Source organism: Salinicola sp. V024 (genome assembly GCF_052645315.1).
Genome location: NZ_JBQXYB010000008.1, coordinates 141,266 through 159,152, shown reverse-complemented (window position 1 = coordinate 159,152; position 17,887 = coordinate 141,266). Strand labels below are relative to the sequence as shown.

The following is a 17,887-nucleotide window of genomic DNA, read 5'->3' as shown; positions in this document are numbered from 1 at the left end:
GGCGGTGTGGGCCGGGTCAGTTGCTGGTGATTTTTCGCCACGGGTGATCCGGGTCGAGCGGCATTCCACTCGTGTCGCATCCGATGACGGTCGCGCCGCGCCCCTGAGTCTCTGCCATCGTCTTGCGTGAGTGGCACTCGTGGCACAGTGGCTGCAGGTTCTCGCGGCTGTTGTCGTCCGTGTAGTCGCCCACGGCGTTGTCGATGTGGTCGACATCGGTAGCCGGGGTGACGATGCCCAGCGCCACGCACTGGCGGCACAGCGGCTCCTCGGCGAGCACCTGGGCACGCAGCTTGCGCCAAGCGGCGCTACTCAGCGGTACGCGGCGCTGCTTCTTGACGGGGCGCATCGTCGATACCCTCCACGGTGGGCAGGTTCTCCAACTGGCGAACCTCTGAACGCATCATCCAGCCATCCTCGATCGAACGCTGGTAGAACTGGGCGCGCTTGAGGCTGTCGCCGCGCAGCAAGCCTTCCACATTGTGCTCGGCGTAGAAGGTGTTCGGGTCGTTGATCAACGATCGGCCCGCTGCCTGCTCCCACATCACCAGGTGCCGGCGCAGCGTGTGCGTCACGAAGTACCGGCCCAGCTCCACGGCGTTGGAGTAGTTGGCCTCGCGCAGATCACCGATCAGGACAGGCGGCACGCGGAACAGGCGCGCCACCTCCTCGACACTCATCCGGCGGGCCTCGATCCACTCGGCATCCTCGAGCGTCATGCTGACGGTCTTGAACTCGGCGCCGGCAGGCAGTACGGCGGTCTTGCCGTGACTACCCACGCCGCCATAGCCAGCGGCCCAGCTCTCCCGTATGTCGCCGGCCTGCTGCTTGGTGGTGCCGGCTTGCGTCTGGATCACCCCGGATAGCTTGGTGCCCTGGGCGAACATCCGTTCCCCGTGCGTGCGTTCGGCCAGTGCCAGCCCCACGGTGTCGCGGGCTACCTCAATCGGGCTTCTACCCATGATCCCGTCATCGGTGTGGTAGCGAAGGTGCAGCACCTCCTCGGCCAGCAAGCGGCGGATGTTGCCGCGTCGATCGCTCACCTCGTAGACCAGCGAGTCGTCGGCCGTGAGTAGTACGCTCACCCGATCTGGATGCAATGGCAGTAGGGCTTCGATGCGCCCGGTACGGCTCCACTGGATCTCGGCATAGGCATTGCCCCTCAGCAGTACGTGACGCTGCATCATCTCGCGGAACTCGAGCGCGGTTTGCTTCGAGTTGGGCTCGGTGTGCAGCACCTTGTACAGCGGGTGTGAGCGTGCCTTCTCCCGGCCGTCCTCCGTGCGCCGATAGATGTCCAAGGGTAGGCTGGCCACGCTCTCGGATATCGCTGCCACGGCGGCATAGACAGCGGAGATACCCTCGGCGCTGGATGGGGTCACGTTCACGCCGGCCACGTCCTGAGCGGCCGCCACCTTGTCCCAGTAACGGTCGTAGGCGTCGGCGCGCTTCTCGGTGCGGCGTCGAAACAGTCTCACTGGCAAGCCTCCAGGTAGAGCCGGGCCAAGCGGATGGCACGGTGTTGAGTGTGGCGAACCTGAACGCTCGAGGTGTCGTAGGCGGGCGCCGCCGTCACTGTCACCTCGAACAGGTCGACATCCAGCAACTCCCGCATCGGGCGCCCGTTCTCCTCGATCCAGCGATCTCGTACCGGCAGGAAGCCGAACGAACAGCCGGCAACGTCCCCGCGCGTGACGAGCGCCGCCAGATCCCGGCCCAGTGTCGTGTCGGGCAGGTCGATCTCGAACGCCAGGCCATCGGCATCTTCGGTAAGCCTGAGACTGCCGGCGCCTACTCTCCCCAGTAGGGCGCGGCCGTCATGCTCGTAGATGGCGCGGATGTTGCGGGCGGTCGGCTCGCCCAGCGTGCGAGTGAACGCGCCAGGCCGGACTACCTCGACGAACTCGCCCAGATCGGCGGTCGCGTTGAAGCGGGACACATAGCCGGTCAGCTTGCGTCCCTGGGGCTTCATCTCGTTGCTGGCGCGCACTTCCATGATCAGGCTACCGGCTTGGCGACAACGAAGCCTTGCGGGTAGCGAATCGCCACATCGGCGGTCGCCATCGCGCGAACCTGAACACCGCCACGGCTGTAGGCCGGCTCGGCATACGGATTGACCAGAATATCGAGCTCCGACCAGATCCCCAGCATCACCTGGCTGAAGTCGCCCAGCAGAAGCGTTTCGGCCGGCATCTGGTTGGTGACGTTGAACGGCTTGTCGTCCATCCGGCCGCCTTGCAGTAGGAAGCCGGAGCCGCTGCCCGGCACCTTCTCGGTGCTGGCGAACGTGGTTTTCACGCCGGGCGCCGCCAGCCAGTTGACCGCCTCGAGGTTGGCCAGCTCCAGCAGCTCGGACAGACCCAGCACGCCCGCCCAATCGCTCGGCAGGTTGGCGGTCTGGATGCCGGCGGCGTTGAGGATACCGGTCGGCTCACCAGCGGTCCCGGTGCCAGCGAGGATAGCGCGGTCGATTTGCTCGGCGATCAGTGCGGTCAAGTCACTGCGCACCAGCTCCTCGATGTCCGGGCTCGATTGCTGGATGAGCTGGCGGGACATCTCCGTCTTGCCGCCCACGTGCTTGGGCGTCAGCTTCACGTCACCGAATGACATTTGCCCCTCGGGTACGGCCTGGCCTTCCGTCACCCATCCAGTGGCCAGCCCGGTGCCGTACTTGGGAATAGCCACGTCGCCGGACAGGCCGGAGAGCACACGCACACCAAGGCTACGGGCCAGCAGGCGATTACGCAGCGCGCCGATGTAGTCCTGCGGGCGATGCTGCACCGGCACAATCTGGCTGGCGGTACTGGTCTCGTTGGCTCGGGTCTCGAGCGCCTGCATCGGAATGAACGCGCCTTGAGCCTTGCGGCCCGATCGGCGTTCGGCTTCCTGGCTGTACTCACGTTCAGCGCCATCCAGCGAGCGGCCTTCCATCTGGGCACGCATCACCTTCACGACGCTGACCTGACGCGCCAGCTTGTCGAGGTCGCCGCCCGCTTCGTTGTTCACGGGCGTGGCGACGCTGCGGCGCTCGGCATCGGCCACATACTCGGCTCGCTCGATTTGGCCGACCAGGTTGCGCTCCTCGGCCTTGAGGGCGTCGAAGTTCTGGGTTTCGTCAGCGGTCAGATCGCGCCCTTCGTTGGAGGCGGTTTCGACCAGGGTTTTCATGGCGGCGACCTTGGCGGAACGCTGCTCACGTAGGGCACTCAGTTTCATGATGATTCACCTTGTGGCGGTGTCGGGTTGGGCTGGCGGTACTGTATGAATAACCACCATAAGCGTAATGATATATCGTTGCATAGATGTTTTAAATGGGATCCTGAAACACCTTTAAATGCCCACTGGGTGGTAACTCTAGAAGGGTGTCCAATTATTGAACGCGGTAAAAATCGAAACTCCCGGATAAGGGTTCATTTTTTGAACCCTTATTTAAAGGTGGCAGTATCCTCAACTGGATAAGGGTTCATTTTTTGCCACCGTGGGTGGCAAATTTTGAACGCGGTAAAAATCGAACGGCCAAAGAAAAGAAAACCCGCCTCAACGGCGGGTCGAAAGGGCAATCTGTTTATGCTTGGGATAGCTTGCGCTGCGGGATGATGCTCGGCACCACGTCCAGATCCTTCCCCGGGCAGTCGTCGATGGTGTGCCACGTGAGCGCGAACAGCGCGCAGCGGGCGCCCTCACGGCCATGCCGATTGTCACGGGTCTTGCTGATCAGGTTGCGGTCTTGCAGCTCCCTCAGCGACTTGGCCAGCGTTGCCTTGGCCATGCCGCCCCAGCCATCCATCATGGAGTGAGTGGCGGCCAGATTGCCGTTGTTGCGGCCGTTGTACTGGCTTCCCAGCACCATCAGCACTTTCAGGGCAGACGGTGACAACTCTCGGAAGTCCCGCTGCTCCATCAGTAGCTTGGGCAATGCGAGGAAGCCGCCGGGCGCTGATACCCGATCGCGCTTCTTCTTCGTCATGCCATCCTCCTCGGAGGCAGGGGCGTCGCGTTTCGCGACACCCCCGCGCCAGCTACTCGGTCTCGATCAGGCGATAACGCTTGATTTTGGCCTTGGGCTTTGCCGGTTGTGGATGCCATTCCGTGACGATGGAGAAGCCGCGATTGCGCAGGTCTCGGATCGCTGCGGGCGCGTGGGCAATGCGTAGATCCCACTGCAACTCCGCCGCGCTCATCGGATGACGCCTCAGCGCCTCTAGCACCCGTCCCGTCTGGGTGGTAGGATCAATATCAGATAGAGCATTCGAATGAGCCCGGCCTGGGGAGAGGCCGGGTTTTTTCGTTTCTACTCGCATGATTTTGCCTCCTCTTGAGCCTCTAGCTGCTCGATCTCGGCCTCCAGCGCATTGGCCTCATCTTCGAAGTAATCCGATCGACGTTCCGCAATCTGGCGCCCAGCTTGGGCGACACGCTTGGCAGCAGGGTCGAACGGATCTTTCTCGATCATTGCCTCGACAGCCTTGAACAGCGCCGCCGCCTGCAGCAGGTCTTCGGATGCCAGGGAAAGCTGCTCGAGCTTTAGGCTGTACTCGTCGATTCTTTGCCTGATAGCGGTCATCACGCGGCTCCTTTCTTCGTCTTGGCCGATGCGCGTTCCTCGGCGATACGCTCGAGGTGGGTCTGTTGGTCGGAGGCAAACAGGTCGAGGTAGTCGCCAAGGATGCCGGAAGCCTCCATCAGCCCTCGTAGCGTTCCCTCGGAAATGGCGCCTTCTTCGGAGGAGGCCACCTCATTGATCGCGGTGAGCGCGACTTGTAGGCGACTGGACTCGAACACGAAGCGGGCCGCCATCTGCTGGGCAATCGATAGATCGTCGCTCATGACGGCACCTCGTCAGCGCTTTTGCTCAAGTAGTCGATGGAGTCCGCCAGATCGGTGGCTTGATCGCTGAGCGACATCAGCGCCTCGAACAGATTGCCTCGGGTGAAGGCGTCCACCAGCCCGGAACGGCCCTCGCCGCGTTCTATCTCGTCGTTCTGGAGCACGGTGGTAATGCCCGCCAGCGCTGAACCAATGCGCGCAGCGGCATCCGCGCGATGCTTGATCGCGGTAGGGGTGAGGGTCACGGTATTCATGCCGGCACCTCCTGGCCGTTATTGGCGGCGGTCAGGCGGTGAGCTTTGGCGATGTGGTAGTTGTAACGCTTGAGCCGGACGGCAGCGCTGGAGTCGCTGAACAGGGCGGCTCTCGCCATAGCGCGGTGCGCTGCGGCGCGATCGGACGGATTGCGGGTAGGGAACAGGCGTGGAAATGCCATTGGGTGACTCCTGTTTGAATTGGAGTCGTCCCCGGATGCCGCCAAGCATCGAATGGGGGCGACTGTACGCAAGTTGGCGGACCGGTCAAACAGGAATCCGGCATGCCCTGAGGCATCTCGCGCACAGCCGCCATAACTGACGGGCACAAAAAAAGCGCCGTCATGGGGGGCGCTGGTGCGCCTGATTGAATTCGATCCGCCAAGATCGGTTACGGATTTTGCCGCAACAATCTCAGCATATCGGGACGGAGAGGGCAGCGCAAGCATTAGGCCACCTCGCATCGTTCGGCTTCCCAAGCCTCAAGGTCAGCCAGGCGCCAGCGGGTGCAGTTCTCGCCTAGTTTGACGGGGGCGGGGAAGCGACCTTCACGCACCCAGCGCCAGATGGTTGGGACGCTGATGCTCTCGCGCTCGGAGACTTGACCAGCCTTAAGAAATACCGGGGAGGCGGATGGGGTATCGCGCTTTGTCATTCCAGTTCACCTTGTCTCGTGTGAGTTCACGAGGACAAGACTGAATTGTCAGCGGCGCTCAGTCTTTCCGGGAGTTTTCGGATTCTGCTGGAAGGAAGCACATGATGGCGGGGTGATCGATTCGCCGAAATGCGTAGTACCATTCTCGCGAACGTGAAAAGCAGATGTTGAACTCATCAGCCACGGACTGGATGGCGACCTCTACCGTCGCACCTCTACCGATCTCACGCGCCACCGATATTGCCACCGCCATTGAGTGCTGATACTTCTCGCGTGCCCTGGCCAGATTGGTGCCTTTCACCTCATGCCCGAAGGCTTCATCCAGCGTTCGGCACCTGTACTCCTTGGCCTTTCTCCAGCACTCGAGATAAGCCGATCGGCACCATTCCGGCATAGGTAGCCCACGAATGGCACATAGCTCTAAAGCATTGAGTAAAGCTCGGGGGTTGCCTCGCTCGTAGCTCTCTCTCAGCCTGGGGATGTCTTCGTGCCAAGCCTGCCACTGGGCAATTGGATTGTCGGAGCTTCCAGTACCTTCGGCTTTTGCCCAATCACGGCCAGCCTGAACGGCTTTCCCGACGTCTAATTGGTCTAGCTCCTCGACGGAGGAAGCCAGAAGCCCGTAATCTCTCATAGCCTACCCCTGATAGGGACCACGTTGGGGGTGTCCTGTTTCAGGACATCCAGGTAATCGGCCCAAGCCTGCAGCATCTCCCGGCGTTGCTCGAGGTGCTGCGTCCGATTATAGGCACGGCCATTCGCATCGCGCACCGAGTGGGCCAGTTGCTGCTCGATGTACTCGCTGGGGAAGTTGAGGCGCTCCGCCAGTACTGTGCGCGCCATCGCGCGGAACCCGTGGGCGGTCATCTGGCCTTTGAATCCCATCGTGTCCAGTGCGGCCTTGATGGCGGCATTGCTCATCGGGCGGGTGTTGCTACGGGCGCCGGGGAAAACGTACCGGCTACGCCCGGTGAGCCCTTCCAGGCTGGTCAGCACTTCCACCGCCTGAGTCGGTAGCGGCACGATCAGCGGCGGAGCGTTCTTGCTGGGCTGGAATGCCCACTCGGCGGCCTCAAGATCGATGTCTTCCCACAACGCTTGCCGCAGCTCTCCCGGCCGAACGAAGATCAAAGGCGAGACTTTGAGCGCGGCAATGACAATCGGTGTGCCGCCATAGCCGTCGATCGCTCGCAGCAACGGGCCTATCTGATCGGGATCGGTCAGCGCGGCGTGGTGGCCGCTTCTCGCACTGCGTAACGCACCCTTGAGGTCTGGCGTTGGATCACGCTCGGCGCGCCCCTTCGAGATGGCATAGCGGAACACCTGGCCGCAAAGTGTCTTTATGCGGTGGGCGGTCTCCAGGTGCCCGCGGTCCTGTATCCGCTTGAGGCAGTCCAGCAGCTCCGGGGCGTTTATCTCGGCGATCGGCCGGCGGCCCAAGATGGGGAAGGCGTCACGCTCCAGCCGGCGCTTGTTGCGCTGGTAGTGCTCTGGCACCACCTCATGCTGGTGGACCTGCTCTAGCCACTCGACGCCTACGGCTTGAAAGGTGCTGGCGGCGCTCTCCGCGCCATATTGCCGGGTCAGACGCTTGGCAGTGCTGGGGTCGATGTTCTGCGCCAGCAGCCGGCGCGCCTCATCTCGGGCGCCTCTCGCATCCGATAGACCAACGTCGGGGTAGACGCCGATCGCCAGCCGCTTCTCCTTGCCGTGCATCCGGTACTTCATCCGCCAGTAGCGGCCACCAGCGGGAGTGATCTCCAGATAGAGACCGCCTCCATCCGCCAGGCGCTGGATCTTCTCTCCAGGCTTGGCGTTACGAACGGCGGTGGCGCTCAGCTTGTTGGTGGGGCGGGGCATTTGGGGGCATCTCGTGGGCGTTCTGGTGATATGCCCCCAAATATGCCCCCTTTGATAGCGATATTACAAGCAATCGCGTGATATGGCCTAACAACAAAAAAGGGCCCGAAGGCCCTTGTTTGCTGGTCTCATGACACTTCCTGATATGCCCTGAAACCCTTATTTGGTGGAGGCGGGGGGAATTGAACCCCCGTCCGCCGGCACTCGCCCATCAGCTCTACATGCTTAGTTCCGTCTTTTGATTTAACGCAGTGCACTCCGGCGGGCAGGATTGCACCTTGCGATCTCTCTAAGGTTTAACGAATGTCAGGAGAGCGCTGACATCCGCGGTCCCATCAGCTTTAGCTCGTATCCTCGCGGCGATGAATGGGCACATCGCTTTGAGGCCAGACTAACAACTAGCAGTTTTTACGCTGCCAGTGCGCCTTGAGCATAGTTTTCGTCGTTTGCGACTATTCATTTGCAACGTTGGATTTACGAGATACGTTACGCTCTCGGCATGCACCTCAGGGATTGTCACCGGCGTCGAAGCCATGTCGCCCCCGTATTACGCGATCATTCTAACAGATGGCGGCGAGTCCACGCCATATCAAGTGCCGTTTCAAGCTTCTAGCGCTTGGAAACCCGTCGGAGATCACGCATGGTCTCTGACGATACGGGCTTTCTCGCGATTCCAGTCGCGTTCCTTCTCGGTGGCGCGCTTGTCGTGCAGCTGCTTGCCGCGCACCAGGGCCAGTTCGCACTTGACCAGATTCTGCTTCCAGTAGAGCTTGAGAGGCACACAGGTGTGCCCTTTCTCCTGCGTTCGGGAGAATATCCTGGCGATCTCCTTGCGATGCATCAGCAGTTTCCGCGTCCGGGTCGGGTCCGCCACCACATGCGTGCTCGTCGTGTTGAGCGGCATGATGTGGCTTCCCAGCAGCCACGCCTCGCCATTCTTGACCAGAATGTAGGTGTCGGTCAGCTGGGCCTTGCCCGCGCGCAGGCTCTTGACCTCCCAACCCGCCAACGCCAGACCGGCCTCGAAAGTCTCGTCGATGTGGTATTCGAAACGAGCCTTCTTGTTCTGGGCGATCGTGTTGCTGCTTGGCGCATTTGCTTTTTTCTTACCCATGACACCTCTTTACAGCGATATTCGGTTGCCCGCGGGCGACGCGCTCAGGCAGTTACTGTTTTCTTCTGCGCGCGAGGGATGCCCGACGAAGGTTCGTGTGGAGCCAACTCATGTGAAGTCTAGTTGTGAGGGCAGTCGTGATACCATTCAAGCCATCGAAAACGGTGCCCCATGATACGCATGTCGGGGCGATAAATCAGTGGAGACCCCTATGCCAAGCGTGAATCGGTCTGCATTCGTTCGGCATACCCCGGAACAGATGTTTGAACTGGTCAATGATTTCGAGCGCTACCCCGAGTTTCTGCCCGGCTGTCGGCGCGCCAGCGTCCTCGAGCGTGGTGACAGCTTCCTGATTGGGCGCATGACGCTAGCCAAAGGCGGCGTCGAGCAGAGCGTCACCACACGCAACGATCTCGAGCGACCCGAGCGAATCGATCTCTCGCTCGTCGATGGCCCGTTCAAGCGGCTCGACGGTCGCTGGCACTTTCGTGCGATGGGGGAGGATGCCTGCAAGATCGAACTCGAGATGAACTTCGAATTCAGCAATCGGCTACTGGGCATGGCGTTTGGCAGGCTGTTCCAGCAGGTGGCGGGCCAATTGGTCGATGCGTTCACGCGTCGGGCCGATCAGGTCTACGGGCGTTAGAGGGGACATCTATATGCCTGACCTTGTGGCCGATGTCGAAATTGCGTTCGCGACGCCGGCGCATCAGGTCATCGTTCGCGTCTCGCTCGAACCCGGGATGAATGCTCGCCAGGCCGTCATGCTGGCGGATCTGCCAGGGCGGTATCCGGCATGGGCGAATCTCGACTTCGCTCAGGCGCCATTAGGCGTTTTCGGTGAACGCCTGCGCGAGCCGGAGATGTATCTGCCCGCAGAGGGAGAGCGCATCGAGGTCTACCGGCCGCTGGAGATCGATCCCAAGCAGGCCCGACGTGAACGGGCGGCCAACGCCTCATCGCGTTGACCGCCCGGATCATGACGGTGTTCCCGCCATGAATGCCCATTCACGACACCAGGCGCCATCCGGCGAGATTAGATGGCGCTAGGCCCGATCCGAGGCGTCGGCGCGCTCTCGCCGGCACCTTCTACCGCGGGTCCGGGACCGCTGTCCTGGTTCAGCTCGACGTCAGAGTCCATGTCGCCGGATTTGGCGATATCGGTCAGCTGGTCGTTCTGGAAGGTCAGCGTCATGCGTTTCTCGACCGTATCGCCGTAAGCTTCGTCGAGATAGAAGACGTAGTCCCACTGGTCAGACGAGAACGGCGCTTCCATCAGCGGGGTCCCCATGATGTAGGCGACCTGTTCGCGGCTCATGCCGGGATGAAGCTGAGAGACCATGTCCTGGGTGATGAGATTGCCTTGGGGGATATCCCTTTTATAGACGCCGAAGTAGCTGCAGCCGGTGATGAGGGAGGCTGCGAGGAGGAGTACGGTGGTTCTGATCAGATTTTGCATTTGGGCCCGTCTTTCACTATCGTTGCGTGGATTGATCATACCCGACACAAGACGCTACTGCGAAGAGCGACCATGGCCGACGAAAACCAAGAATTGCGTAAAGCAGGCCTGAAGGTCACGCTACCGCGCGTCAAGATTCTGCAGATCCTCGAAGCGACTCGGATGGAAGAAGAGCTCCACATGAGTGCCGAGGACGTCTACAAGGCGCTGCTGGAGTCGGGAGAAGATGTCGGGTTGGCGACCGTCTACCGCGTTTTGACCCAGTTCGAGGCCGCTGGTTTAGTCGTTCGACACAATTTCGACGGTGGTCATGCGGTCTTCGAGATGTCTCAGGAAGAGCACCATGATCACATGGTGGATCTGGAATCCGGCGAGATCGTCGAGTTCTACGATGAAGAGATCGAGCGTCGCCAGCGTGAAATCGTCGAAGAGCACGGATACGAACTGGTCGAGCACGCCCTGGTGCTTTACGTGCGGCCTCGCGGCTCCAAGGCCACCCGTCAGGATGGCGTAAAGAAGTAATCGCTTTCGTCAGAATCACTTTCGTCAGAATCACGAAAACGCCGACCTCAGGGTCGGCGTTTTGCGTTTGGGATGTCGTGAGGTTTCGAAAGCGGCCCAATAATTCGAGAACGACCCCGGAACACCGCCGGGTTGTATGACCGAGCGTCGAAACCGAGTTGAGAAAGCAGTGGCTAGTGAGCCGAGCTCTGGCTGGCCGCGAGCATCTCGCGGGCGTGAGCCAGGGTCTGGTTGGAGAGTTTGACACCGCCCAGCATTCGAGCCAGCTCCCGCACTCGCCCGGCGTCGTCCAGTTGTGACATCTGGGTATGGGTGGCGTCGTCGCTGGAGCGCTTCTCGATATGCAGATGTTGATGCGCCTGGGCGGCGACCTGCGGCAGGTGAGTGACGGTCATGACCTGGGCGTCGCTCCCCAGCCGGCGCAGCAGTTGGCCGACGATTTCAGCGGTGGCGCCGGAGATACCCACATCGACCTCATCGAAGACGAGTGTTGCCAGCGTGCTGTGGCTTGCGGCCACCACCTGGATCGCCAGACTGACGCGTGACAGTTCGCCGCCGGAGGCCACCTTGGTCAGCGGCTTCGGCGGCTGGCCCGGGTTGGCGCTGATCTGCAGGCTGACCCGATCCATACCGTGAGGCTGCGGCGTTTCCTGCGGCGTGACGTCGACCGCGAAACGCGCCTTGTCCATGCCCAGAAAGGCCAGCTGTTCCTGAACCTGCTGAGCGAAGACGGTGGCCGTGCGTTGACGCGTGTCGCTGATGCGCTTGGCAGCGTCGCGGTATTGCTGGCGTAGTTCGTCCAGGCGCGCGCGCATCGACTCCAGGTCGTCATCGCCGCTGTCGAGCATGGCCAGTTCGTCGGTCAGTTGACGGTGGAGACCGGCCAGTTCTTCCGGCATGACGTGATGCTTACGTGCGACGCGATGAATTTCGCTGAGTCGTTCATCGACCCAGGCGAGGCGCTGCGGGTCGAGCTCGGTGGACTCCACGTAGTGATGAAGCTCCCGGGCGGCTTCCTCGAGCTGGATCTGCGCCTCGTTCAGCATGCCCAGCGCTTCCGCCAGGCTGCCGCGGTCGCTACCGGGTACGCGACCAAGCCGGGTGGTCGCCTGCAATAACAGCGTCAGCGCACCGTTCTCGTCATGATCGCAGCTGTCGGCGGCGAACTGCGCTTCCTGCAGGCTTTCCTCGACATGGGCCAGCGTCTCCTGTTCCTGTTCGAGGCTTTCCAGCTCGTCCGGCTGCAGATCGAGCTGATCCAGCTCCTCCACCTGATAGCGCAGTAGCTGACGCTTGGCCTGGCGCTCTTCATCGTTTTCGCTGCGCTCGCGGTACTGTCGGCGCAGCGTGTGCCACTGGCGATGCAGATCGCCCAGCTCGGCCACCGCCTGATGATGGCCGGCGGCATCATCGAGCAGACGGCGGTGGGTTTCCTCGTTGAGCAGAGCCTGGTGGGCGTGCTGGCTATGCACATCGATCAGGCACTCGCCGAGCTCGCGCAGGTCCGCAATGGTGCAGGGCTGGCCGTTGATCCACGCCTTGGAGCGCCCGCTGGCGGTAACGACGCGACGAAGCAGGCAGTCGTCCGTGGGGAGCTCGCGGGCGCTCAGCCAGCTCTTGGCTTCTTCCCGCTCGGCGATGTCGAAACGTGCGCTCAGGTCGGCGCGTTCGGCGCCGTGGCGAACGCCGCCGGCGTCGGCGCGCTCGCCCAGGCAGAGCCCCAGCGCACCCAGCAGGATCGACTTGCCGGCACCGGTCTCGCCGGTGATGGCCGTCATGCCGGCGTGAAACTCCAGATCCAGCGTGTCGACGATAGCGAAGTCACGAATGGCGAGTTGGATCAGCATGCTGCCTCCCGGTGTCGATGGCGGCCAGTCGAAATCTGGTGAACGAGCGAGGTCTGTTGACTGACGGTCAAGTGTTGTCGATCTGTTCGTTTATACAGTAGTCAAAATTCGCCTTCAATGAATGTCTTGACGGTCGAGAGGTATTGGCGCTTGAGATCTGAATCGATAGCCCCATATAGGCAGACAGCTCCGACGCTTGTCGAAATCACGTTTTTCGAATAACTGTCACAACACCTTGCCAGGAGAGATTCATGGCTAGAGATCCGCAGAACCCCGTAGACGAAGAACTCGAGCGCGCCGAGCGCGACGCTGAACCCCAGCATCAGTCCACCAACGACGCATTGGATGGCGATCTGGAGCAGTTCGCGGAATCGATAGAACACGAGGCGGGCGACACGGAAGGCGAGGCCAATCCCGAAGCCGAGGTTCTGGCTGCCCGGGTCGAGGAGCTCGAGCAGGAGCTGGCGGAGGCCAAGGACCAGTCGATGCGGGCCGCCGCCGATGCGCAGAACGCACGCCGCCGCGCCGAGCAAGACGCCGACAAGGCCAAGAAGTTTGCGCTCGAAAAGTTCGTCAAGGAGCTGCTTCCGGTCGTCGACAGCCTGGAGAAAGGCCTGGAAAGCATGCAGGAGGTCGACAACACGCACCGAGAAGGCGTGTCGATGACCCTCAAGATGCAGCTCGATGCGCTGAGCAAATTCGGTGTCGAGCAGATCGATCCGCAGGGTGAGCCTTTCGATCCGCAGTTTCACGAAGCGATGACCATGGTGCCCAACCCCGAGCTGGAGCCCAACACCGTGATGGATGTGATGCAGAAAGGCTACACCCTGAACGGCCGCCTGGTGCGTCCGGCCATGGTCGTGGTCAGCAAGGCGGCGAACTAGCGGCTAGGGGGGCGAGTGTGCCCGGCGATGCGTTTGAATCGTCGACGGGACTTGAAAGGCGCCGACCAGCCCCCACATAGCAGTCAAACGCGCAGCAAGCGCCGTCATCAAAACGAATTGAGTCGTCAACGAATAGTTAGAGGTGAGGAATTATGGGACGCATCATTGGCATTGACCTGGGTACGACCAACTCCTGTGTTGCCGTACTGGATGGTGACAAGACCCGAGTGATCGAAAACGCCGAAGGCGGCCGCACGACGCCTTCCATCATCGCTTACACCGACGACGGCGAAACGCTGGTCGGTCAGGCGGCCAAGCGTCAGGCGGTCACCAACCCGCACAACACGCTTTACGCCATCAAGCGTCTGGTCGGTCGCAAGTTCAAGGACGACGTCGTTCAGAAAGACATCAAGATGGTGCCTTACGAGATCGTCGAAGCCGACAACGGCGACGCCTGGGTCAAGGTCAACGACAACAAGCTGGCGCCGCCGCAGGTCAGCGCCGAAGTGCTGAAGAAGATGAAGAAGACCGCCGAAGACTATCTCGGCGAAGAAGTGACCGAAGCGGTCATCACCGTGCCGGCCTACTTCAACGATTCTCAGCGCCAGGCCACCAAGGACGCGGGCCGCATCGCCGGTCTCGAGGTCAAGCGCATCATCAACGAGCCGACCGCAGCCGCACTGGCCTACGGCATGGATCGTTCCACCGGTGATCGCACTATCGCGGTCTACGATCTGGGTGGCGGTACGTTCGATATCTCGATCATCGAAGTCGCCGACGTCGATGGCGAGAAGCAGTTCGAAGTGCTCGCCACCAACGGCGACACCTTCCTGGGGGGCGAAGATTTCGATCTCAAGCTGATCGACTATCTCGTTCAGCAGTTCAAAAGCGATTCAGGCATCGATCTGTCCGGCGACAGCCTCGCCATGCAGCGCCTGAAGGAAGCCGCCGAGAAAGCCAAGATCGAGCTCTCTTCCGCGCAGCAGACCGAAGTCAACCTGCCGTACATCACGGCGGACAACACCGGTCCCAAGCACCTGGCCATCAAGGTGACGCGCGCCAAGCTCGAATCGCTGGTCGAAGACCTGGTGGCTCGTTCGCTCGGTCCGTGCAAGACCGCGATGCAGGATGCCGGTCTCTCCAACAGCGAGATTCAGGACGTCATCCTGGTCGGCGGCCAGACGCGCATGCCGATGGTCCAGAGCAAGGTTGCCGAGTTCTTCGGCAAGGAAGCGCGCAAGGACGTCAACCCGGACGAAGCCGTGGCCATGGGCGCCGCGATTCAGGGTGGCGTGCTCGGAGGTGACGTCAAGGACGTGCTGCTGCTCGACGTGACACCGCTGACGCTGGGTATCGAGACGCTGGGTGGTGTCATGACCCCGCTGATCGAGAAAAACACCACCATCCCGACCAAGAAGACCCAGACCTTCTCGACCGCCGACGACAACCAGACGGCCGTGACCATTCACGCGCTGCAGGGTGAGCGTAAGCAGGCAGGTCAGAACAAGTCGCTGGGTCGTTTCGATCTGGCCGACATTCCGCCGGCGCCGCGTGGCGTGCCGCAGATCGAAGTGGCTTTCGATCTGGATGCCAACGGTATCCTCCACATCACGGCCAAGGACAAGGCGACCGGCAAGGAACAGTCGATCGTGATCAAGTCCTCCAGCGGTCTCTCCGACGACGAGATCGACCAGATGGTCAAGGATGCCGAAGCCCACGAGGCCGAGGACAAGAAGTTCGAGGAACTGGTCCAGCTGCGCAACCAGGCCGATGGCATGATCCACGCTTCGCGCAAGACGCTCGAAGAAGCCGGTGACAAGGTCGACGCCGACGAGAAGAGCAAGATCGAGACCGCGATCAGCGAACTCGAGGAAGCGCTCAAGGGCGATGACAAGGATGCCATTCAGGCCAAACTGGATGCCTTGACCGAAGCTTCCGGCAACCTGGCGCAGAAGATGTATGCCGAGCAGGGCGAAGGCGCCGACGCAGAAGGCCAGCCGGCCGACGACGCCCAGACCAGCGGCAAGAAAGAGGATGACGTGGTTGACGCCGAGTTCGAAGAAGTCAACGACGATCAGAAAAAGCAATAAACACGACGTCTGACGCCGTGTGATCGGCAGGAGCGCGGGAGCCAACATGACTCCCGCGCTGCTGTTTGCACGGCGCCGATACGGAGGCGGACTCAGTAATGTCCCAACGTGACTATTACGAAGTATTGGGCGTCGATAGAGACGCCGACGGCAAGGACATCAAGAAAGCCTACCGTCGGCTGGCGCAGAAATACCATCCGGACCGCAATCCGGAAGATCAGCAGGCGGCGGAGAAGTTTCGCGAGGTCTCCGACGCCTACGAAGTGCTTTCCGATGACCAGAAACGTGCGGCCTACGATCAGTTCGGTCATGCCGGCGTCGATGGTCAGGGCGGCGGCTTCGGTGGCGGCGGTTTCGGCGGTGCCGGAGCGGGCGGCTTCAGCGATATCTTCGGCGACGTGTTCGGCGATATTTTCGGGGGCGGCGGCGGTCGGCGTAATCCGAACGCACCGCAGCGTGGCAGTGATCTGCGTTACAACCTCGAACTCGATCTCGAGAACGCGGTATTCGGCACCACCGTCGATATCCGCGTGCCGCGTCACGTCGAGTGCGAGCACTGCGACGCCACCGGCGCCGAGCCGGGCTCGAGCAAGGAAACCTGCCCGACCTGTCACGGCCAGGGCCAGGTACGGATGCAGCAGGGCTTCTTCGCCGTGCAGCAGACCTGCCCGACCTGTCACGGCAGCGGCCAGAGCATCAAGGTGCCGTGCCGCAAGTGTCATGGCGAAGGCCGCGTTCGCGAGACGCGCACGCTGTCGGTGAAGATCCCGGCGGGTGTCGATACCGGCGACCGCATTCGGCTCAATGCCGAGGGCGAATCCGGGCTCAACGGTGGCCCCGCGGGCGATCTTTACGTCCAGGTCGAGATCAAGGCGCATCCGATCTTCGAACGCGACGGTCGGCACCTGCACTGCGAAGTGCCGATCAACTTCGTCGATGCCGCACTGGGTGGCGAGCTGGAAGTGCCGACGCTGGAAGGTCGGGTCAAGCTCAAGATCCCGCCCGAGACCCAGACCGGCAAGCTGTTCCGGCTACGTGGCAAGGGCGTCAAGCCCGTGCGCGGCGGCCCGGCCGGCGATCTGCTCTGCAAGGTGGTGACCGAAACGCCGGTCAACTTGAGCGATGAGCAGAAAGACCTGTTGCGCAAGTTCCAGGACAGCCTGGGCAGCGCCAGTCGCCACTCGCCCCGGAAAGAGGGCTGGTTCGACGGCGTGAAGCGCTTCTTCGAAGATATGAAGCCGTAAGAAGTCTGTATGGCTGAAGCTCGAAAGCCTCATCCGATTCGTCGGATGAGGCTTTTTTCTCATTGAGCTTTTGTTTTCGAAGCGCTTCGGTTTTGAATGAGCCCGCGATATCTTGAGGGTTCTCACACTTGGAGCGCTCGACGTGATGGACCTGCTGACCTTTGCTCTCGCCGCGCTTGGCTTCGCCTATCTTCCCGGTCCTGCCATGCTCTATACCGCCGCACAGACATTAGGGCGGGGCCGCCGGGCGGGCTGGCAAGCGGTACTGGGTGTGCATCTTGGATGCTATGTGCACGTCATCGCGGCAACGTTGGGACTAGCGGCACTATTTGCCGCGGTGCCCCCGGCCTATGTGGCGATGAAGCTAATCGGTGGTGCGTATCTGGTTTGGGCCGGTATCCGCCTGTGGCGTCAGGGTTTGGGTGAAGCGTCAGCGCTGGATGAGCGTGCCTCGGCGCGGCGGGTATTGCGCGACAGCTTTTTGGTCGAGGTGCTTAATCCCAAGACCGCACTATTCTTCGTTGCCTTCCTGCCACAGTTCGTCCAGCCCGAAGCCGATTTGGCGATGACCTGGCAGCTGTTCTTCCTGGGCGTTGCCACCAACCTGATTTTTTCTTCCGCTGACGTGGTCACGGTGTTACTGGCAGCACCATTGCGGCGCTGGATCACGCAAGGGGAAGGTCGCTCGTCACGTTGGCTGCAACGAGCGGGTGGCGGCGTGCTCGGCGGCTTGGGTGTTCACGGTCTGCTGCATGCTAGCCGCTAGAAGGAGACATCCCGACTAGCCCGCGTCGGAGGTCTCCTCCCAGTTCTTGACCGTGGTCGACATTGTCTGCAGCCGCGCGACCGCAAGGCGCGACACCGGGCTCAGTTCGCTGCCATCCGTGTCTGCGTAATCGATGATCTGGCGTTTCATGCTGCGCGCCCAGAATTTCTTGAGGTGCGTGGCGACCAGTTCGGCCGCCTGGGCGTCGTCACCATGGTGCAGATTGTTGGCGCCGATCTGATTGACCATCTTGATTAGCGGGGCCGTGGGTCCGCCATGGCCCGGCTCGTCTTTGTTCGAATCATCTCTGTTCGAATCATCTCTGTTCGAATCACCTCTGCTCGAATCGCTCATCTCATGCTCTC

At 61.5% G+C, this 17,887-nt stretch carries 24 protein-coding genes and 1 other RNA gene; 7 read left to right on the top strand and 18 right to left on the bottom strand.

Annotated features, from left to right (window positions below; genetic code table 11):
• Positions 1 to 16 precede the first annotated feature (16 nt).
• The 15 genes from ACUN9V_RS13360 to smpB all read right to left on the bottom strand — a co-directional run bounded on the left by ACUN9V_RS13360 (position 17) and on the right by smpB (position 8,710).
• Positions 17 to 349 carry an HNH endonuclease gene (locus tag ACUN9V_RS13360; RefSeq protein ID WP_445511745.1) on the bottom strand — a complete coding sequence of 111 codons (333 nt, stop codon included), beginning with the start codon at positions 347 to 349 and terminating at the stop codon, positions 17 to 19.
• Entirely contained in the window at positions 309 to 1,478 is a 1,170-nt protein-coding gene (locus ACUN9V_RS13355) for a phage portal protein (protein ID WP_445511744.1), read from the bottom strand. Before ACUN9V_RS13355 ends, ACUN9V_RS13360 begins: the two co-directional genes overlap by 41 nt.
• Complete coding sequence (locus ACUN9V_RS13350) at positions 1,475 to 1,996, bottom strand: HK97 family phage prohead protease (protein ID WP_445511743.1); 522 nt, start codon at positions 1,994 to 1,996, stop codon at positions 1,475 to 1,477. Before ACUN9V_RS13350 ends, ACUN9V_RS13355 begins: the two co-directional genes overlap by 4 nt.
• Before the next feature lie 2 nt (positions 1,997 to 1,998).
• Positions 1,999 to 3,216: a phage major capsid protein gene (locus ACUN9V_RS13345; RefSeq protein ID WP_445511742.1), complete on the bottom strand. Its 1,218-nt coding sequence runs from the start codon at positions 3,214 to 3,216 to the stop codon at positions 1,999 to 2,001.
• Positions 3,217 to 3,565: 349 nt separating this feature from the next.
• Positions 3,566 to 3,967, bottom strand: a complete 402-nt coding sequence (locus ACUN9V_RS13340) for a hypothetical protein (protein ID WP_445511741.1) — start codon at positions 3,965 to 3,967, stop codon at positions 3,566 to 3,568.
• A 52-nt stretch (positions 3,968 to 4,019) separates the two neighbouring features.
• On the bottom strand, positions 4,020 to 4,301 hold the full coding sequence (locus tag ACUN9V_RS13335; protein ID WP_445511740.1) for a helix-turn-helix domain-containing protein: 282 nt from the start codon (positions 4,299 to 4,301) through the stop codon (positions 4,020 to 4,022).
• Positions 4,292 to 4,564: a hypothetical protein gene (locus tag ACUN9V_RS13330; protein WP_445511739.1), complete on the bottom strand. Its 273-nt coding sequence runs from the start codon at positions 4,562 to 4,564 to the stop codon at positions 4,292 to 4,294. The genes ACUN9V_RS13335 and ACUN9V_RS13330 overlap by 10 nt, the downstream gene beginning before the upstream one ends.
• Positions 4,564 to 4,827, bottom strand: coding sequence for a hypothetical protein (locus tag ACUN9V_RS13325; protein WP_445511738.1), 264 nt, complete (start codon positions 4,825 to 4,827; stop codon positions 4,564 to 4,566). The genes ACUN9V_RS13330 and ACUN9V_RS13325 overlap by 1 nt, the downstream gene beginning before the upstream one ends.
• The gene (locus ACUN9V_RS13320) at positions 4,824 to 5,081 is read right to left on the bottom strand and encodes a hypothetical protein (protein WP_445511737.1); all 258 of its coding nucleotides are present in this window, start codon (positions 5,079 to 5,081) and stop codon (positions 4,824 to 4,826) included. Before ACUN9V_RS13320 ends, ACUN9V_RS13325 begins: the two co-directional genes overlap by 4 nt.
• Positions 5,078 to 5,263 carry a hypothetical protein gene (locus ACUN9V_RS13315; RefSeq protein ID WP_445511736.1) on the bottom strand — a complete coding sequence of 62 codons (186 nt, stop codon included), beginning with the start codon at positions 5,261 to 5,263 and terminating at the stop codon, positions 5,078 to 5,080. The genes ACUN9V_RS13320 and ACUN9V_RS13315 overlap by 4 nt, the downstream gene beginning before the upstream one ends.
• A gap of 266 nt (positions 5,264 to 5,529) precedes the next feature.
• The gene (locus ACUN9V_RS13310) at positions 5,530 to 5,736 is read right to left on the bottom strand and encodes a helix-turn-helix transcriptional regulator (RefSeq protein WP_445511735.1); all 207 of its coding nucleotides are present in this window, start codon (positions 5,734 to 5,736) and stop codon (positions 5,530 to 5,532) included.
• Between the two features lie 58 nt (positions 5,737 to 5,794).
• Positions 5,795 to 6,370 carry a hypothetical protein gene (locus ACUN9V_RS13305; RefSeq protein ID WP_445511734.1) on the bottom strand — a complete coding sequence of 192 codons (576 nt, stop codon included), beginning with the start codon at positions 6,368 to 6,370 and terminating at the stop codon, positions 5,795 to 5,797.
• On the bottom strand, positions 6,367 to 7,596 hold the full coding sequence (locus tag ACUN9V_RS13300) for a tyrosine-type recombinase/integrase (protein ID WP_445511733.1): 1,230 nt from the start codon (positions 7,594 to 7,596) through the stop codon (positions 6,367 to 6,369). Before ACUN9V_RS13300 ends, ACUN9V_RS13305 begins: the two co-directional genes overlap by 4 nt.
• A gap of 164 nt (positions 7,597 to 7,760) precedes the next feature.
• Positions 7,761 to 8,140: a transfer-messenger RNA gene (gene ssrA, locus ACUN9V_RS13295) on the bottom strand.
• A 90-nt stretch (positions 8,141 to 8,230) separates the two neighbouring features.
• Positions 8,231 to 8,710: an SsrA-binding protein SmpB gene (smpB, locus tag ACUN9V_RS13290; RefSeq protein ID WP_075560479.1), complete on the bottom strand. Its 480-nt coding sequence runs from the start codon at positions 8,708 to 8,710 to the stop codon at positions 8,231 to 8,233.
• A 211-nt stretch (positions 8,711 to 8,921) separates the two neighbouring features.
• Here smpB and ACUN9V_RS13285 point away from each other — a divergent pair, with 211 nt between their 5' ends.
• Entirely contained in the window at positions 8,922 to 9,356 is a 435-nt protein-coding gene (locus tag ACUN9V_RS13285; protein ID WP_075560480.1) for a type II toxin-antitoxin system RatA family toxin, read from the top strand.
• Positions 9,357 to 9,369: 13 nt separating this feature from the next.
• Positions 9,370 to 9,678 carry an RnfH family protein gene (locus ACUN9V_RS13280; protein ID WP_075560481.1) on the top strand — a complete coding sequence of 103 codons (309 nt, stop codon included), beginning with the start codon at positions 9,370 to 9,372 and terminating at the stop codon, positions 9,676 to 9,678.
• A 68-nt stretch (positions 9,679 to 9,746) separates the two neighbouring features.
• Here the strand turns inward: ACUN9V_RS13280 and ACUN9V_RS13275 are convergent, their stop codons facing one another.
• Positions 9,747 to 10,169, bottom strand: coding sequence for an outer membrane protein assembly factor BamE (locus tag ACUN9V_RS13275; RefSeq protein WP_075560482.1), 423 nt, complete (start codon positions 10,167 to 10,169; stop codon positions 9,747 to 9,749).
• A gap of 72 nt (positions 10,170 to 10,241) precedes the next feature.
• Between ACUN9V_RS13275 and fur the strand changes: the two genes are divergently transcribed.
• A complete protein-coding gene (fur, locus tag ACUN9V_RS13270; protein WP_075560483.1) occupies positions 10,242 to 10,691 on the top strand; it encodes a ferric iron uptake transcriptional regulator in 450 nt (149 codons plus the stop codon).
• Positions 10,692 to 10,864: 173 nt separating this feature from the next.
• Here the strand turns inward: fur and recN are convergent, their stop codons facing one another.
• Positions 10,865 to 12,538 (bottom strand): DNA repair protein RecN, encoded by a 1,674-nt coding sequence (gene recN / locus ACUN9V_RS13265; RefSeq protein WP_445511732.1) that lies wholly within the window; start codon positions 12,536 to 12,538, stop codon positions 10,865 to 10,867.
• Between the two features lie 251 nt (positions 12,539 to 12,789).
• Between recN and grpE the strand changes: the two genes are divergently transcribed.
• The 4 genes from grpE (at position 12,790) to ACUN9V_RS13245 (ending at position 17,522) form a co-directional block, all read left to right on the top strand.
• Entirely contained in the window at positions 12,790 to 13,422 is a 633-nt protein-coding gene (gene grpE, locus ACUN9V_RS13260; protein WP_445511731.1) for a nucleotide exchange factor GrpE, read from the top strand.
• 152 nt (positions 13,423 to 13,574) lie between these two features.
• Positions 13,575 to 15,512, top strand: a complete 1,938-nt coding sequence (gene dnaK, locus ACUN9V_RS13255; protein WP_445511730.1) for a molecular chaperone DnaK — start codon at positions 13,575 to 13,577, stop codon at positions 15,510 to 15,512.
• Positions 15,513 to 15,610: 98 nt separating this feature from the next.
• Positions 15,611 to 16,756: a molecular chaperone DnaJ gene (gene dnaJ / locus ACUN9V_RS13250; RefSeq protein WP_445511729.1), complete on the top strand. Its 1,146-nt coding sequence runs from the start codon at positions 15,611 to 15,613 to the stop codon at positions 16,754 to 16,756.
• 112 nt (positions 16,757 to 16,868) lie between these two features.
• The gene (locus ACUN9V_RS13245; RefSeq protein WP_445511728.1) at positions 16,869 to 17,522 is read left to right on the top strand and encodes a LysE family translocator; all 654 of its coding nucleotides are present in this window, start codon (positions 16,869 to 16,871) and stop codon (positions 17,520 to 17,522) included.
• A 15-nt stretch (positions 17,523 to 17,537) separates the two neighbouring features.
• Here the strand turns inward: ACUN9V_RS13245 and ACUN9V_RS13240 are convergent, their stop codons facing one another.
• Positions 17,538 to 17,876, bottom strand: coding sequence for a formate dehydrogenase subunit delta (locus ACUN9V_RS13240; RefSeq protein ID WP_445511727.1), 339 nt, complete (start codon positions 17,874 to 17,876; stop codon positions 17,538 to 17,540).
• Positions 17,877 to 17,887 lie beyond the last annotated feature (11 nt).

Excerpts from the sequence above, each read along its gene's own strand:
- ACUN9V_RS13345 (WP_445511742.1), bottom strand. The coding sequence starts at position 3,216 with ATGAAACTGAGTGCCCTACGTGAGCAGCGTTCCGCCAAGGTCGCCGCC.
- ACUN9V_RS13310 (WP_445511735.1), bottom strand. The coding sequence starts at position 5,736 with ATGACAAAGCGCGATACCCCATCCGCCTCCCCGGTATTTCTTAAGGCT.
- grpE (WP_445511731.1), top strand. The coding sequence starts at position 12,790 with ATGGCTAGAGATCCGCAGAACCCCGTAGACGAAGAACTCGAGCGCGCC.
- ACUN9V_RS13280 (WP_075560481.1), top strand. The coding sequence starts at position 9,370 with ATGCCTGACCTTGTGGCCGATGTCGAAATTGCGTTCGCGACGCCGGCG.
- ACUN9V_RS13340 (WP_445511741.1), bottom strand. The coding sequence starts at position 3,967 with ATGACGAAGAAGAAGCGCGATCGGGTATCAGCGCCCGGCGGCTTCCTC.
- ACUN9V_RS13285 (WP_075560480.1), top strand. The coding sequence starts at position 8,922 with ATGCCAAGCGTGAATCGGTCTGCATTCGTTCGGCATACCCCGGAACAG.
- ACUN9V_RS13320 (WP_445511737.1), bottom strand. The coding sequence starts at position 5,081 with ATGAATACCGTGACCCTCACCCCTACCGCGATCAAGCATCGCGCGGAT.
- smpB (WP_075560479.1), bottom strand. The coding sequence starts at position 8,710 with ATGGGTAAGAAAAAAGCAAATGCGCCAAGCAGCAACACGATCGCCCAG.
- ACUN9V_RS13240 (WP_445511727.1), bottom strand. The coding sequence starts at position 17,876 with ATGAGCGATTCGAGCAGAGGTGATTCGAACAGAGATGATTCGAACAGA.
- dnaK (WP_445511730.1), top strand. The coding sequence starts at position 13,575 with ATGGGACGCATCATTGGCATTGACCTGGGTACGACCAACTCCTGTGTT.
- ACUN9V_RS13305 (WP_445511734.1), bottom strand. The coding sequence starts at position 6,370 with ATGAGAGATTACGGGCTTCTGGCTTCCTCCGTCGAGGAGCTAGACCAA.
- ACUN9V_RS13325 (WP_445511738.1), bottom strand. The coding sequence starts at position 4,827 with ATGAGCGACGATCTATCGATTGCCCAGCAGATGGCGGCCCGCTTCGTG.
- ACUN9V_RS13315 (WP_445511736.1), bottom strand. The coding sequence starts at position 5,263 with ATGGCATTTCCACGCCTGTTCCCTACCCGCAATCCGTCCGATCGCGCC.
- dnaJ (WP_445511729.1), top strand. The coding sequence starts at position 15,611 with ATGTCCCAACGTGACTATTACGAAGTATTGGGCGTCGATAGAGACGCC.
- ACUN9V_RS13300 (WP_445511733.1), bottom strand. The coding sequence starts at position 7,596 with ATGCCCCGCCCCACCAACAAGCTGAGCGCCACCGCCGTTCGTAACGCC.
- ACUN9V_RS13275 (WP_075560482.1), bottom strand. The coding sequence starts at position 10,169 with ATGCAAAATCTGATCAGAACCACCGTACTCCTCCTCGCAGCCTCCCTC.
- ACUN9V_RS13350 (WP_445511743.1), bottom strand. The coding sequence starts at position 1,996 with ATGGAAGTGCGCGCCAGCAACGAGATGAAGCCCCAGGGACGCAAGCTG.
- ACUN9V_RS13360 (WP_445511745.1), bottom strand. The coding sequence starts at position 349 with ATGCGCCCCGTCAAGAAGCAGCGCCGCGTACCGCTGAGTAGCGCCGCT.
- recN (WP_445511732.1), bottom strand. The coding sequence starts at position 12,538 with ATGCTGATCCAACTCGCCATTCGTGACTTCGCTATCGTCGACACGCTG.
- ACUN9V_RS13330 (WP_445511739.1), bottom strand. The coding sequence starts at position 4,564 with ATGACCGCTATCAGGCAAAGAATCGACGAGTACAGCCTAAAGCTCGAG.
- ACUN9V_RS13335 (WP_445511740.1), bottom strand. The coding sequence starts at position 4,301 with ATGCGAGTAGAAACGAAAAAACCCGGCCTCTCCCCAGGCCGGGCTCAT.
- fur (WP_075560483.1), top strand. The coding sequence starts at position 10,242 with ATGGCCGACGAAAACCAAGAATTGCGTAAAGCAGGCCTGAAGGTCACG.